This window comes from Novosphingobium sp. BL-A-28-Hi1-0D (genome assembly GCF_055521755.1).
This window is the reverse complement of sequence record NZ_CM145502.1, coordinates 801,711-814,407: the sequence shown is the minus strand read 5'-3', so window position 1 is coordinate 814,407 and position 12,697 is coordinate 801,711. Positions and strand designations below refer to the sequence as shown.

General features: G+C 64.4%; 14 protein-coding genes. 7 read left to right on the top strand and 7 right to left on the bottom strand.

Annotation, left to right across the window (positions count from 1 at the left end):
- Positions 1 to 69: 69 nt before the first annotated feature.
- Positions 70 to 1,065: an aldo/keto reductase gene (locus tag ACZ1JW_RS04155; RefSeq protein WP_465124733.1), complete on the top strand. Its 996-nt coding sequence runs from the start codon at positions 70 to 72 to the stop codon at positions 1,063 to 1,065.
- Here ACZ1JW_RS04155 and ACZ1JW_RS04150 read toward each other — a convergent pair.
- Positions 1,062 to 1,844, bottom strand: coding sequence for a 3'(2'),5'-bisphosphate nucleotidase CysQ (locus tag ACZ1JW_RS04150; RefSeq protein ID WP_465142050.1), 783 nt, complete (start codon positions 1,842 to 1,844; stop codon positions 1,062 to 1,064). The genes ACZ1JW_RS04155 and ACZ1JW_RS04150 overlap by 4 nt on opposite strands.
- 222 nt (positions 1,845 to 2,066) lie before the next feature.
- Between ACZ1JW_RS04150 and sucC the strand changes: the two genes are divergently transcribed.
- The 3 genes from sucC (at position 2,067) to ACZ1JW_RS04135 (ending at position 5,156) form a co-directional block, all read left to right on the top strand.
- Positions 2,067 to 3,266 carry an ADP-forming succinate--CoA ligase subunit beta gene (sucC, locus tag ACZ1JW_RS04145; protein WP_465124735.1) on the top strand — a complete coding sequence of 400 codons (1,200 nt, stop codon included), beginning with the start codon at positions 2,067 to 2,069 and terminating at the stop codon, positions 3,264 to 3,266.
- 203 nt (positions 3,267 to 3,469) lie between these two features.
- A complete protein-coding gene (locus tag ACZ1JW_RS04140; RefSeq protein WP_465142049.1) occupies positions 3,470 to 4,222 on the top strand; it encodes an electron transfer flavoprotein subunit beta/FixA family protein in 753 nt (250 codons plus the stop codon).
- 1 nt (position 4,223) lies between these two features.
- A complete protein-coding gene (locus ACZ1JW_RS04135; RefSeq protein WP_465142048.1) occupies positions 4,224 to 5,156 on the top strand; it encodes an electron transfer flavoprotein subunit alpha/FixB family protein in 933 nt (310 codons plus the stop codon).
- A gap of 337 nt (positions 5,157 to 5,493) precedes the next feature.
- Here the strand turns inward: ACZ1JW_RS04135 and ACZ1JW_RS04130 are convergent, their stop codons facing one another.
- The 5 genes from ACZ1JW_RS04130 to ACZ1JW_RS04110 form a co-directional block, all read right to left on the bottom strand.
- Positions 5,494 to 6,177: a glutathione S-transferase family protein gene (locus tag ACZ1JW_RS04130; protein WP_465124736.1), complete on the bottom strand. Its 684-nt coding sequence runs from the start codon at positions 6,175 to 6,177 to the stop codon at positions 5,494 to 5,496.
- A gap of 194 nt (positions 6,178 to 6,371) precedes the next feature.
- The gene (locus tag ACZ1JW_RS04125) at positions 6,372 to 6,920 is read right to left on the bottom strand and encodes a glutathione peroxidase (RefSeq protein ID WP_465142047.1); all 549 of its coding nucleotides are present in this window, start codon (positions 6,918 to 6,920) and stop codon (positions 6,372 to 6,374) included.
- Between the two features lie 12 nt (positions 6,921 to 6,932).
- On the bottom strand, positions 6,933 to 7,595 hold the full coding sequence (locus ACZ1JW_RS04120) for a CoA transferase subunit B (RefSeq protein ID WP_465142046.1): 663 nt from the start codon (positions 7,593 to 7,595) through the stop codon (positions 6,933 to 6,935).
- 21 nt (positions 7,596 to 7,616) lie between these two features.
- The gene (locus ACZ1JW_RS04115; RefSeq protein ID WP_465124739.1) at positions 7,617 to 8,474 is read right to left on the bottom strand and encodes a hypothetical protein; all 858 of its coding nucleotides are present in this window, start codon (positions 8,472 to 8,474) and stop codon (positions 7,617 to 7,619) included.
- Positions 8,471 to 9,181 carry a CoA transferase subunit A gene (locus ACZ1JW_RS04110; RefSeq protein WP_465142045.1) on the bottom strand — a complete coding sequence of 237 codons (711 nt, stop codon included), beginning with the start codon at positions 9,179 to 9,181 and terminating at the stop codon, positions 8,471 to 8,473. The genes ACZ1JW_RS04115 and ACZ1JW_RS04110 overlap by 4 nt, the downstream gene beginning before the upstream one ends.
- A gap of 106 nt (positions 9,182 to 9,287) precedes the next feature.
- On the opposite strand from ACZ1JW_RS04110, the gene ACZ1JW_RS04105 reads away from it, so the two are divergent.
- Positions 9,288 to 10,160, top strand: coding sequence for a LysR family transcriptional regulator (locus ACZ1JW_RS04105; protein ID WP_465142044.1), 873 nt, complete (start codon positions 9,288 to 9,290; stop codon positions 10,158 to 10,160).
- Here the strand turns inward: ACZ1JW_RS04105 and ACZ1JW_RS04100 are convergent.
- Positions 10,157 to 10,801, bottom strand: a complete 645-nt coding sequence (locus tag ACZ1JW_RS04100) for an HAD-IA family hydrolase (protein WP_465124742.1) — start codon at positions 10,799 to 10,801, stop codon at positions 10,157 to 10,159. The two genes, ACZ1JW_RS04105 and ACZ1JW_RS04100, sit on opposite strands and share 4 nt — an antisense overlap.
- Positions 10,802 to 10,949: 148 nt before the next feature.
- Here ACZ1JW_RS04100 and ACZ1JW_RS04095 point away from each other — a divergent pair, with 148 nt between their 5' ends.
- Positions 10,950 to 11,729: a universal stress protein gene (locus tag ACZ1JW_RS04095; RefSeq protein WP_465124743.1), complete on the top strand. Its 780-nt coding sequence runs from the start codon at positions 10,950 to 10,952 to the stop codon at positions 11,727 to 11,729.
- A gap of 44 nt (positions 11,730 to 11,773) precedes the next feature.
- Positions 11,774 to 12,226 carry a COG3650 family protein gene (locus tag ACZ1JW_RS04090; RefSeq protein ID WP_465142043.1) on the top strand — a complete coding sequence of 151 codons (453 nt, stop codon included), beginning with the start codon at positions 11,774 to 11,776 and terminating at the stop codon, positions 12,224 to 12,226.
- Positions 12,227 to 12,697: the final 471 nt, after the last annotated feature.

Here is a 12,697-nt window from a genome sequence, read left to right as displayed (position 1 = left end):
TCATGCGTTTCGATGTTGACCGGGATCGGGCGGGGCTGGCATCGGCGCGCTCGAAGGAGACGAGTTCGCATGTCGATTCAGCGCCGCACGATCAATGGACGCGAGACCAACCCGATCGGGCTTGGCTGCATGTCGCTGAGCTGGGCCTACTCGGGCCGACCGAGCGAGGAGGATGGCATCCGCCTGCTCCAGCACGCGGTCGACATCGGCTATGACCATTTCGATACCGCCCGCCTCTATGGCCTCGGCCATAACGAGACGCAGGTCGGCAATGCACTCAAGGGCCGCCGCGACAAGGTCTTCCTCGCCTCGAAAATGGGCATCTTCGCCAGCGGCGACAAGCGCGGGATCGATTGCCATCCCGATACCATCCGCAGCGAACTCGAAGTCTCGCTCCGCCTGCTGCAGACCGACCACATCGATCTCTACTACATGCACCGCCGCGATTTCACCGTGCCGATCGAGGATTCGGTCGGCGCGATGGCGGACCTCGTGAAGGAGGGCAAGATCGGTGGCATCGGCCTCTCCGAAATGTCGGCAGACACCCTGCGCAAGGCAGCCGCTGTCCACCCCATCGCTGCGATGCAGACCGAGTATTCGCCGTGGACGCGCCAGGCAGAGATCGCCGTACTGGAGGCCTGCCGCGAACTGGGCACGACTTTCGTCGCTTTCTCGCCCGTCGGGCGCGGCGTGCTCGCCAATGGCCTGCGCGATCCGCAAGCACTGCCCGACGGCGACATCCGCAAGGCCATGCCGCGCTTCACCGGCGAGAACTGGCAGAAGAACCTTGCTCTGGTGGATGCCTTCAACGCCATCGCCGCGCGCGAAGGCGTGACACCTGCGCAGCTCTCGCTCGCATGGGTGCTTTCGCGGGGCGAGCATGTCGTCGCCATCCCCGGCACCGGCAAGATTGCCCACCTTGAAGAGAACATCGCCCGCTGGGACTGGGAAATTCCTACCGCGGTCGCCGCCGAGGTCGATGCCCTGATCAACCAGCAGACCGTCGCCGGTCACCGCTACGCTGGCGCGATGCTGCCGACCATCGACACCGAGGATTTCGTCTAGGTCTGAACCAGCTTCGCCGCGCGATCTGCCAGCCGCTCTACCGCAGCAGCGTGGATCGCGGGCGCGGTCACCAGCAGGCCGAATGCGCGCGGGTCGCGCTTGTTGTAGTCGAGCGGTTGGCCGAACGCGTCTGACACTACCGCGCCCGCCTCGCGTGCGATCAGGGTGGCTGCGGCAATGTCCCATTCGAAGCCCCAGCGCAGGGTCGCCAGCAGGTCGGCCTCGTTCGCGCCGACCATGGCGATGCGCAGGGCAATTGAGTTGGGCTTTTCCACCGTCACCAGATCGGCATCGGCCTTGGGCAGGCTGTCTGCCGGAACCCTGGACCCTGCCAGCACCGTGCGCGTGCTAGCGCTGAGCGCGAGGCCGTTCCTCGTCGCCCCCTGTCCTGCAACGGCTGACCAGTATTCGTTCCGCGCAGGCGCGCTGAGCATCCCGATCAGTGGGCGTCCTTCGCTGACCAGCGCCACCGAAACCGACCAGCCGGGCCGTCCGCGCACGAAATCGCGCGTGCCGTCCACCGGATCGACCAGCCAGCACAGCCCCCGTTCGAGGCGTTCGGGATGGTCGACCGTCTCTTCGGACAGCCACCCCGCCGAGGGGAGGAGCGCGCCGAGTTCGCGCTTCAGGAAGGCGTCGACCGCGAGGTCGGCATCGCAGACCGGGCTGCCCGGGGTCTTTTCCCACACCTGCGGAGCGTGGCCATGTCCCGGCCAGAGTCCGAGCGCCATCTCTCCGGCTGCGCGGACGATCTGGTGGAGGCGGTCATAGTCGATCATTCTGCGCCCTTGAACTTCGGAACTCTCAGGATAACTTGCAATTGCGAGTTGTTATCAAACTTTGGTTGAGACCTCGCGTTTACGCCCCTTTTCAAGCTCCCTCGGCTGTGCTTAAGGCATTCCGACTCAAAGCGCCAACCGCGGCGCATACCTTTGCGCCGATAGTGGCGCGCCTGTCGGTTTTCCGGTGCAAGCCGGGGCCATTCAAGTCGGGGATCACGCATGAACGTCCATGAATATCAGGCCAAGGAACTGCTCGCGAAGTTTGGCGTCGGCATTCCGGCCGGCATCGCCGCGCTGACCGTGGAAGAGGCCGTCGCCGCTGCCAAGCAGCTGCCCGGACCGCTCTATGTCGTCAAGGCGCAGATCCACGCCGGTGGCCGTGGCAAGGGCAAGTTCAAGGAACTCCCCGCCGATGCCAAGGGCGGCGTGCGCCTCGCCAAGAGCATCGAGGAAGTCGAATCGTTCGCCAAGGAAATGCTCGGCAACACCCTCGTCACCGTGCAGACCGGTGAAGCAGGCAAGCAGGTCAACCGCCTCTATGTCACCGATGGCGTTGATATCGCCAAGGAATACTACCTCTCGATGGTCGTCGATCGCGCCACCAGCCGCGTCGCGATGATCGTGTCGACCGAAGGCGGCATGGACATCGAAGAAGTCGCCCACTCGACGCCGGAAAAGATCGCCACGATCACCATCGATCCGGCTGAAGGCTTCATGCCGCACCACGGTCGTGCCGTCGGCTATGCGCTCAAGCTGACCGGTGACCTCAACAAGCAGGCCGGCAAGATTGCCGAGCAGCTCTACAACGCATTCGTTGCGCTCGATTGCGACATGCTCGAGATCAACCCGCTGGTCGAAACCAAGGACGGCAATCTCCTGGTGCTCGACACCAAGATGAGCTTCGATTCGAACTCGCTCTATCGTCACCCCGATGTCGTCGCCCTGCGCGACGAGACCGAGGAAGACCCGGCGGAAATTGAAGCCAGCAAGTATGACCTCGCCTACATCAAGCTCGATGGCAACATCGGCTGCATGGTCAACGGCGCTGGCCTTGCCATGGCGACGATGGACATCATCAAGCTGAACGGCGAATTCCCCGCCAACTTCCTCGACGTGGGCGGCGGCGCCACCACCGAGAAGGTGACCGCGGCATTCAAGATCATTCTGCGCGATCCGGCGGTGAAGGGCATTCTCGTCAACATCTTCGGCGGTATCATGAAGTGCGACATCATCGCCGAGGGCATCGTTGCCGCGGCGAAGGAAGTGAACCTCTCGGTTCCGTTGGTCGTGCGTCTCGAAGGCACCAACGTGCAGCTCGGCAAGGACATCCTCGCCAACTCGGGCCTGCCGATCGTCCCGGCAAACGACCTTGGCGACGCTGCCAAGAAGATCGTTGCCGAGGTCCGCGCCGTCGCCTGATCGGGCGCTGGAAGCGACAGAATGGACGAAAGGGGCGCTGGGCAACCGGCGCCCCTTTCTGCATTCTGCACCGGCAACCGTGGGCCTTTCTGGCCGATGTATTTCATCCGCGATAAGGCAGCGGTCGACCGTAATCGTGGTTGACGTTTACGTAAGCGCGAATTATGCCGCGCCCACTGGTTTTTGATGAAAGGACTGCTGGCATGAAAGCCCTGGTCTGCGTGAAGCGGGTGATTGACTACAACGTGAAGCCGCGAGTGAAGGCGGACGGCACGGGTGTTGATCTTGCGAACGTGAAGATGAGCATGAACCCGTTCGACGAGATCGCGGTCGAGGAAGCCATTCGCCTGAAGGAAAAGGGTGTGGTGACCGAGATCGTGGCGGTGTCGGTAGGCGTTGCCAAGAGCCAAGAAACGTTGCGCACGGCGCTGGCGATGGGCGCGGACCGGGCGATCCTGGTGCAGGTTGACGATGGCACCGAGGTCGAGCCGCTGGCCGTGGCCAAGATCATCAAGGGCATTGCCGATGAAGAGCAGCCCGCGCTGATCATCACCGGCAAGCAGGCGATCGACGATGACAGCAACCAGGTCGGCCAGATGGTCGCCGCGCTGCTGGGTCGCCCGCAGGGGACCTTTGCCAACGAAGTCAGCGTCGAGGGCGACGCGGTCGTCGTCAAGCGCGAGATCGACGGCGGTCTGCAGACCGTGAAGCTGGCTCTGCCCGCCGTGGTCACCACCGACCTGCGCCTGAACGAGCCGCGCTATGCCTCGCTGCCCAACATCATGAAGGCCAAGTCCAAGCCGCTGGCGAACAAGACCCCCGCCGACTACGGCGTGGACATCGCCCCGCGCCTCAAGACGCTCAAGGTCTCCGAACCGCCGGTGCGCAGCGCGGGCATCAAGGTGCCCGATGTCGACACGCTGGTCGCCAAGCTCAAGGAAATGGGAGTAGCCTGACATGGCCAATGTTCTCGTTCTCGTCGAACACGACAACGCGTCGGTCAAGGACGCCACCCTCGCCGCCGTGACCGCCGCGAGCCAGCTGGGCGAAGTGACCGCGCTGGTTGCCGGTGCCAACTGCGACGGTGCCGCAAGCGCCGCTGCGCAGATCGCCGGCGTTGCCAAGGTGCTCAAGGCCGACGACGCCAGCCTCGACAATGCGCTCGCTGAAAACGTCGCCCCGCTCGTCGCGGGCCTGATGGCGAACTTCGACGCCTTCGTCGCGCCCGCCACGACCACCGGCAAGAACGTCGCCCCGCGCGTTGCCGCGCTGCTCGACGTGATGCAGATCTCGGACATCCTCTCGGTGGAGGGCCCCAGGACCTTCACCCGTCCGATCTACGCCGGCAACGCCATCGCCACGGTCGAATCGAGCGATGCCAAGCTGGTCATCACCGTGCGCGGCACCGCCTTTGCGAAGGCGGCCCCCACCGGCGGCTCTGCCAGCGTCGAAGCCGTCGCAGCCACCGCCGATAGCGGCCTCAGCACTTTCGTCAGCGCCGAGATCGCCAAGAGCGAGCGCCCGGAACTGACCAGCGCCAAGATCATCGTCTCGGGCGGCCGCGCGCTGAAGGACGCGGCGACCTTCGAGCAGGTCATCACCCCGCTGGCCGACAAGCTGAACGCCGGGATCGGCGCATCACGCGCCGCGGTCGACGCAGGCTACGTGCCCAACGACTACCAGGTCGGCCAGACCGGCAAGATCGTGGCTCCCGAAGTCTACATCGCCGTCGGCATCTCGGGCGCGATCCAGCACCTTGCCGGCATGAAGGACTCCAAGACCATCATCGCCATCAACAAGGACGAGGACGCCCCGATCTTCCAGGTCGCAGACATCGGCCTCGTCGGCGACCTCTTCACGCTCGTCCCGGAACTCACCGGGAAGCTGTAATCCGCACAATGCCATGTTGGAGTGTTTCCCCGGGGAAACACTCCATATGGGTTAGTTGGTCAACAGAGAGGCCTCGCCATGACGGCGGGGCCTTTTGCGGATGCGGACGTCGGAGGTCCACCCCTGACCCCTCCCGCCTGCGGAAGGGGGATGATCCAGGGAATTCGCATGAATTGCATCTCGTGCAACTGTAACTCCGTCCTTCGCACTTGCGGAATCGGGCCAGAAACCGCACATAGGACAGGCCTTTCAGGCATCCTCTCCCAAACTTTCCAAGGCTGGTCTTCGGACCAGCCTTTCTTTTTGCGCAATTGACTCGTGTGATAGCGAGTGCTGCTCAGGCCTTGCGGTAGTCCGCGACGATCTCGCCGCATTCCGCGAGTTCGGTTTCGTGGCCTTCCTCGCGCCATGCTTCGTCCAGCGCTTCGGCTTCCCACTGCTGCATTGCCGGGTGGGCGAGGACATGATCGACCCAGGCCTGCCCCTTGCCGACATCGAGACCATAGGTGCGGATGCGGAAGGCCACGGGGGCGAAGAAGGCGTCCAGCGCGGTGAAGGCGGGGCCTGCAAGCCACGGGCCGCCGAAGCGCTCGAGGCCTTCCTCGAAGATCTCGCGCACGCGGGCCACGTCGCGCACGAGAGCGGGCCGCATCGGGCGAGGCTTGACCCGCACGCCGACGTTCATCGTGCAGTCGTTGCGCAGCGCCGAGAAGCCGCCGTGCATTTCGGTTACCGCGCATGTGGCGAAGGCGCGGGCGGCTTCATCGGCGGGCCAGATGCCCTGGTGTCGCTCTGCCAGATAGAGCGTGATGCCGAGCGAATCCCAAACCGTGCGCGCTCCATCGAGCAGGACCGGCACCTGCCCGGTCGGCGAGAAGGTGCGGAATTCGTCGTAGTTGGACGGCTTGGTGAAAGGCTCGATCCGGTCAGCAAAGGGAATGCCGAGTGCTTTCATCAGCACCCATGGGCGCAGCGACCAGCTGGAGTAGTTCCGGTTGGCGGTGATCAGGGTGTAGCTCATGGGGCGAACCTATTCGTTTCGAGCCATTGCGCGCCACCCTTTTCTCGTTTCCCCGGGCTTGACCTGGGGCCTCTCTTTTCTGCGACGTTGGGAAAAAAGCGGGATCCCGGGTCAAGCCCGGGATGACGATGATGAGACGGAGTGGGGGAATCCAGCAAGCCAGAGCCGCAGGACAGTCGGGTAAGGCCCGCGCGTTACTTCGCCAGTTCGGCCTCGATTGCCGCGAGCAGGGCAGGGTCGTCGGGCGTGATGCCAGGCGCGAAGCGGGCGGCGACCTTGCCGTCGCGGCCGATCAGGAACTTTTCGAAGTTCCACAGGACTTCGGGGTCCTCGGTCGGCGTCATGCCATAGCCCTTGAGCTTTTCGCGGAATTCCTGCGCGTGGCCCTGCTTGGTCGGGGCAGCCTCGGTCAGCGCTGCGTAGAGCGGCTGCTTGTCCGGGCCAGTGACATCGGCCTTGGCGAAGAGCGGGAACGACACGCCGTAGTTGAGCTTGCAGAACTCGGCGATTTCCTCGTGGCTGCCCGGTTCCTGGGCGCCGAAATCATTGGCGGGGAAGCCGAGCACTTCGAACCCGCTGTCGACCTTTGCCTTGTAGAGCGCCTCGAGGCCTTCGTACTGCGGGGTCAGGCCGCACTTGGAGGCGACGTTGACGACCAGCAGGACCTTGCCGGCATGATTGCCCAGCGTATCGGGGCTGCCGTCGATGCGGTTCAACGGAATTGCGCTCAGATCGGCAGCCATGTCGTGTTCCCCTTACTGGTCGATATAGTGCGCCGTCGTCCGCGCGCGGACCTCCTCTGCGGAAACGCCCGGTGCGCATTCGATCAGCTTGAACGGCGAGTTGTGGTCCGGCCGCTGGAAAACCGCAAGGTCGGTCACGATCATGTCGACCACGCCCTTGCCGGTCAGCGGCAGGGTGCAGGCGGGGATGAACTTGGGATCGCCGTTCTTGGCGCAGTGCTCCATGACGACGATGATCTTCTTGACGCCCGCGACGAGATCCATCGCGCCGCCCATGCCCTTGATCATCTTGCCCGGGATCATCCAGTTGGCGATGTCGCCGTTTTCGGCGACTTCCATCGCGCCCAGCACGGTCAGGTCGATCTTGCCGCCACGGATCATGGCAAAGCTGGTCGCGCTGTCGAAATAGGCCGAGTGCGGCAGTTCGCTGATGGTCTGCTTGCCTGCGTTGATCAGGTCCGGGTCTTCCTCGCCCGCATAGGGGAAGGGGCCGATGCCGAGCATGCCGTTTTCCGACTGGAGCGTCACCGTCATGCCTTCGGGCACGTGGTTGGCGACCAGCGTCGGGATGCCGATGCCGAGGTTCACATAGTAGCCGTCCTGCAGTTCGCGCGCGGCGCGTGCCGCCATTTCGTCGCGGCTCCAGCCGGTCTTCAGCCCGTCATGCGTGGTCATGGTCTGCTCTTTCGTATCGGATCACTTGATGGGGGGCGGCGCGAGGAACCAGCCTGCGCCGATGAATTGCTCGAGCGCGATGGCGACCGGGCCATCGGGGTTGCGCAGATAGTCGAAGACCTCGTCGAAATCGGCCTTGCGATCGCCCGCGATGGCCAGCACGCACCAGTCTTCGTCGGCGCGGTCGAGGATCTGCTGCTTGCGCGTTTCACGGCGGGAAAGCAGCATGACCGGATCGATGCCGAGCGGGTCGAGGCCCGTGGCCTTGAGGAGCGTGGCGAGGCGCTTGGCTTCGGTATCGGGAAGCGAGGCGATCCACACCACGGCGGTTCCGGTGCCGCGAATCTGGCGCAAGTGGGAGGCAAGGCCCGGCGCGGGCGAGGGCGGGTCATCGAGATTGAAGGTCTCGCTGCCGGGATCGAGATCGATCAGAACCGCGCTACGCTGGTCGGCACAGGCGGTCATCTTCGGCACTTCGACGAGGCTGCGCTGGTCGAGCAGGGCGGAGGTGCGTGCCTTGCCGGTCTTGCCCGCTTCGGCCTGCGCAAGAACGTAGGCAGCCATGGCGGCGTAGGGATCGTCGGAGGATGCTTCCGGTGCGGGGACAGGGCTTGCAGCGTCGATGCTTGCAGTTTCCGACGGCGCGGGTTCTGCGGGTGTGGCCGCCGGGGCGAGAAGTGGCGGGGTGGCCGAAACGCCCTGGCCGACGGTCACTTCGGGTGCGGGCGCCGGCTTTGCCGGTGCGGGCTTCTTCTTGCCTTTGGCCACTTTGGTGCCGAGCGCGCCGGTAGCCGCAAGCGGCGCGATGGCCGCAGCGACACAGCCCGAAAGCTGCGTTGCCGCCAGCGCCGCCAGCAGGGGCAGCGCGCGCCTGATCACGCGGTTTCCCGCTCGCGCACGGTGCGGAACTCGATCTTCTTGTCGTAAGGCGCGCCGACGATCATGCGCTGCACATAGACGCCGGGCAGGTGGATGCTGTCAGGGTCAAGCGAGCCTGCAGGCACGATCTCCTCGACTTCGACCACGCAGACCTTGCCGCAGGTGGCGGCGGGCACGTTGAAGTTGCGCGCGGTCTTGCGGAACACGACGTTGCCGGTCTCGTCCGCCTTCCACGCCTTGACCAGCGCGAGGTCGGCAAAGATGCCGCGTTCGAGGACGTATTCCTGCCCGTCGAAGATCTTGGTTTCCTTGCCTTCGGCCACGAGCGTGCCCACGCCGGTCTTGGTGTAGAAGCCGGGGATGCCCGCGCCGCCAGCGCGCATGCGCTCTGCCAGAGTGCCCTGGGGGCAGAATTCGACTTCGAGTTCACCCGACAGGTACTGGCGTTCGAATTCCTTGTTTTCGCCCACATAGGACGAGATCATCTTGCTGACCTGCCGCGTGCGCAGCAGCTTGCCGATGCCTTCGTTGTCGATTCCGGCGTTGTTGGAGGCAAAGGTCAGGTCCTTCACGTCCGAATCGCGCACCGCATCGAGCAGGCGTTCGGGGATGCCGCACAGGCCGAAACCGCCACAGGCAATCAGCAGGCCATCGCGCAGCAGGCCATCGAGCGCGGCGGTGGCATCCGGATAGAGCTTCTTCGACATTCAGGACTCTCCCTATTCGCCCCCCAATACGTCAATTCGCTTAGCACAGCTGATAAATTGAAAAGAGCGATTGTTTTTTATCACAATCGATAACAGTCTCTGATCAATGAAGCGCATTGCCCTCTACCACCTCGAAACCTTGCTGTGGATCGCCCGGCTGGGGACGTTCCGTGCGGCGGCGGAGCGGCTCAATACCACGCAGCCCGCGATCTCGGCCCGTGTGCGCGAGATCGAGGAGCAGCTTGGCATTGCCGTGTTCCGCAGGGAAGGGCGTAACATGGTGCTGACCGCAAGGGGAAGGCGGCTGGTGCAGGAATGCGAGCCGCTATGGGCCGGATTCGAAAAGGCGTTGCTGACGGCCTCGGGCTTCGAAGGCGCGACCGGGGTGGTGCGCATCGGCAGTGGCGAGATTGCGGCGGCATCGTGCCTGCCGGGGTTTGTGCATGCGGTGGAGCGGGACCTGCCGGGCGTGACGCTCGAGCTGGAACTCGATCTGACAGCGCGCATGTTCCAGCAACTGCTGGGCGGGACGATTGATCTGGCGTTTCTGGCGGGGCCGGTGGCGAGCCCCGGCATCCGCACGGCTCCGATCGGCGCGGTAGGGCTGGTCTGGGTGGCGAGCGCGGCGACGGCGCGGGCAGGGGGCTTTGCCAATTCGCTGCCGGTCTGGTCGATTCCCGATCATTCGCCGCTGCATGGCGTGACGGTGGGGTCGCTGGCCGCGCACGGGATTGTTCCGCGCTCGCTTGGCACATGCAACAACGTGCGGACGTTGATCGACATTTTGAGTGGTGGAGGCGGGGCTGCTGTTCTGCCCGAACCCATGGTGCGACCCTCGCTGGAGAGCGGTGCGCTGGCCGAAGTGCTGCCGCGCCCGGACCGGACGATCCAGTTCGAGGCCGCGATCCGCCAGACGGAGAGCGATCCGCTGGTGCTGGAGCTGTTCCGGCGTGCAGGCGAGTTGCGGATTGATTCCTAGAAGGACAGGCCGAGCACCGCGCCGAGGTCTGCCAGCGCCTGTTCGCCGCTCGTCACCTTGATCGCCTGCATGCCGAGCATGGCGGCGGGTTTGCAGTTGATGCCGAGGTCATCGAGATAGACGCATTGTTCCGGGGCGAGGCCGAGGGCTTCGCACATCATCAGGTAGATGCGCGGATCGGGCTTGCGCACGCCGGCCTTGCTGCTTTCGATCACGTGTTCGAAGCGCGCGAAGATCTGCTCCAGCTCGTCGTGGGCGTCGGCGCTGCGGGCCATGCCTGCGCCGTGGCCTGCGGGCACGTTGTTGGTGATGCAGCCCAGGCGGTAGCCTTCGGACTTGAGCCGGTCGAGCGCTGAGACCATGGCCGGGCGGACGGCGCCTGCCAGAACGGCGAGGACCGAGGCACCGTCAAGGTCGTGGCCCAAGGCTTGTGCTTCGGCGCGGAACATCGTGTCGAAGGTGGCGCTGTCGATTTCGGCGCGTTCGAACAGGGCCCAGGCGTTGCTGTCGCCATTGCGGGCATTGACCGAGCGGATGAAATCGCGTGGCAGGCCGCGATCCGACTCGAGACGATTGAACGCCTCGAACGGGGATGACGTGATGACGCCGCCGAAATCGAAAATCACCGCTGCGTAGGCCATCGAAGCTCCCGGGTTGTTCGTCGGAAGCCTTAACCGGCTGATGAAATCCGGCAAGCCTGTGATTTTGCCGGATCGATTTGACGCAGGTCATGGCGGGGCGCACGATTGGGCAGCAAGGTCGGCATATTGAAAAGACAGGAGGATCCCCATGCGCTCCATTCTTTGCCCGGTCGAAAAATCCGATTCGCTTGATGATCGCGTCGAAAGCGCGCTGGCTCTGGCCCGAGCTACCGGTGGCCACGTAACCTTTCAGGTCGCCACGCCCTTTGCGCAGATGGCGGCATGGGAGCCGTTCGGCGGCGCGGCGCTCTCTGCCGCTGCGATCAACGAGGCACGCGAGCGTGACGAGCAGTTCGCGGCCGAGCTGGATGCGCGACTGGCGCCGCAGGACGTGCCGTTCGACGTCGAGATCGACGACAACGGGCGCGTCGAGGCGGCCGCAGCCGCGGCGCGCTTTGCCGATGTGCTGGTGGCGAGCCTTGACGATCCCGCACTGGAGGAACTGGTGCTCGGCGTGCGCAGCCCGGTGCTCGCGGTGCCGCGCGGGGTCAAGGCTCTGTCGTTCGACCGTCCGGTGCTGATCGCCTGGGACGGCGGGCACGAATCCGCCAATGCCCTGCGCGCAGCCTTGCCACTGCTGGCCAAGGCCCCTGCTGTACACATCCTGACGGTGCGCGAGAAGAGCGACGATTTCCCGGCAACCGGCGCGGCCTGCTACCTTTCGCGGCACGGCATCCATGCCGAGGTGCACGAGCAGGAACGCAACGGCTCGATCGCATTCACCATCGAAGAGTGCGCGCGCGGGCTTGGTGCGGGGCTGATCGTGATGGGCCTGTTCGGCCATAGCCGGTTGCGTGAGCTGCTGATGGGCGGCGTATCGCGCGAGATGCTCGACCGGTCGCAGATACCGCTGCTGCTGGCGCATTGACACTTGGCGCGACGGATGGCGCGACAGAGGGTAGGGGTATGTCCATGTCCCGATCCCGGTCCTTCCGAATCCTGCCTCGCCTGGTCCTTGCGATAGCTCCGGCTGTGCTGCTGGCGGGGTGTTCGCAGCCTTCGCCTGTCGAGCCGACGGCAGACGCTACGGCGCTAGTGCCCGAGCCATCCGCGAGTGTTGAAAACGGTGGCGTTGCTGCTGTCCCCGAGTCGTTCAGGGCGATCGGCACCGAGCCGTTCTGGTCAGCGAAAGTGGACGGCGGGACGCTGACGTGGTCGACGCCCGAGCAGCCTGACGGGGTGGCGTTACCGGTCAGCCGTGTCGAAAAAGATGGAGCGACGATCCTTGAGGGGCAGCTTGCGGGGCGGACTCTGAGACTGGAAGTCCGCTCCGGCGCATGCTCGGACGGCATGTCGGATACCGAATACCCACTTTCCGTAACGCGCCGGATCGGGGCTGATGTGCAGCGGGGATGTGCCCGCTGACTGTGTACAGAATCGGCTTGTGCGACGCACCATCCCGATTCGCAACCTAGTCCTGCAAACAATTGCCAACGGAACGGATACGTCTTGTTGCGGATGAAACAATCATGAAATCCTTATATTTCATGCGTTTGAACTGCAAGTTGCAAAAATTACAACTAATTCAGATCATTTCGCAATTGCACAATTCCTGGGTGCAGTGCATACAGAACCTGCCTTTCAGGCATCCTCTCCCAAAACTTTCCGACCCGGCGGGTAACTGCCGGGTCTTTTTTTGTCTGCGCTTCGGGTGATAGGCACGGGAGGTCTGTGGTGCCCTTGCTTCCATGTCAGTCTCGTCGCCCCCACGCGGGCTGGATCCCCTGACGTCGGGTGTGAAGCGAGGTCGGGCTGCGGTTGCGACCTCATGGATCCCGGCCTTCGCCGGGATGACGCGGGAGGGATAGAGGGAAGTTGCAAGGGAACGGCTGGTCG

Bases quoted from the DNA above. Each gene is read 5' to 3' on its own strand.
- ACZ1JW_RS04125 (WP_465142047.1), bottom strand. From the start codon at position 6,920: ATGGCTGCCGATCTGAGCGCAATTCCGTTGAACCGCATCGACGGCAGC.
- ACZ1JW_RS04155 (WP_465124733.1), top strand. From the start codon at position 70: ATGTCGATTCAGCGCCGCACGATCAATGGACGCGAGACCAACCCGATC.
- ACZ1JW_RS04095 (WP_465124743.1), top strand. From the start codon at position 10,950: ATGCGCTCCATTCTTTGCCCGGTCGAAAAATCCGATTCGCTTGATGAT.
- ACZ1JW_RS04150 (WP_465142050.1), bottom strand. From the start codon at position 1,844: ATGATCGACTATGACCGCCTCCACCAGATCGTCCGCGCAGCCGGAGAG.
- ACZ1JW_RS04100 (WP_465124742.1), bottom strand. From the start codon at position 10,801: ATGGCCTACGCAGCGGTGATTTTCGATTTCGGCGGCGTCATCACGTCA.
- ACZ1JW_RS04120 (WP_465142046.1), bottom strand. From the start codon at position 7,595: ATGACCACGCATGACGGGCTGAAGACCGGCTGGAGCCGCGACGAAATG.
- sucC (WP_465124735.1), top strand. From the start codon at position 2,067: ATGAACGTCCATGAATATCAGGCCAAGGAACTGCTCGCGAAGTTTGGC.
- ACZ1JW_RS04110 (WP_465142045.1), bottom strand. From the start codon at position 9,181: ATGTCGAAGAAGCTCTATCCGGATGCCACCGCCGCGCTCGATGGCCTG.
- ACZ1JW_RS04090 (WP_465142043.1), top strand. From the start codon at position 11,774: ATGTCCCGATCCCGGTCCTTCCGAATCCTGCCTCGCCTGGTCCTTGCG.
- ACZ1JW_RS04135 (WP_465142048.1), top strand. From the start codon at position 4,224: ATGGCCAATGTTCTCGTTCTCGTCGAACACGACAACGCGTCGGTCAAG.
- ACZ1JW_RS04140 (WP_465142049.1), top strand. From the start codon at position 3,470: ATGAAAGCCCTGGTCTGCGTGAAGCGGGTGATTGACTACAACGTGAAG.
- ACZ1JW_RS04105 (WP_465142044.1), top strand. From the start codon at position 9,288: ATGAAGCGCATTGCCCTCTACCACCTCGAAACCTTGCTGTGGATCGCC.
- ACZ1JW_RS04130 (WP_465124736.1), bottom strand. From the start codon at position 6,177: ATGAGCTACACCCTGATCACCGCCAACCGGAACTACTCCAGCTGGTCG.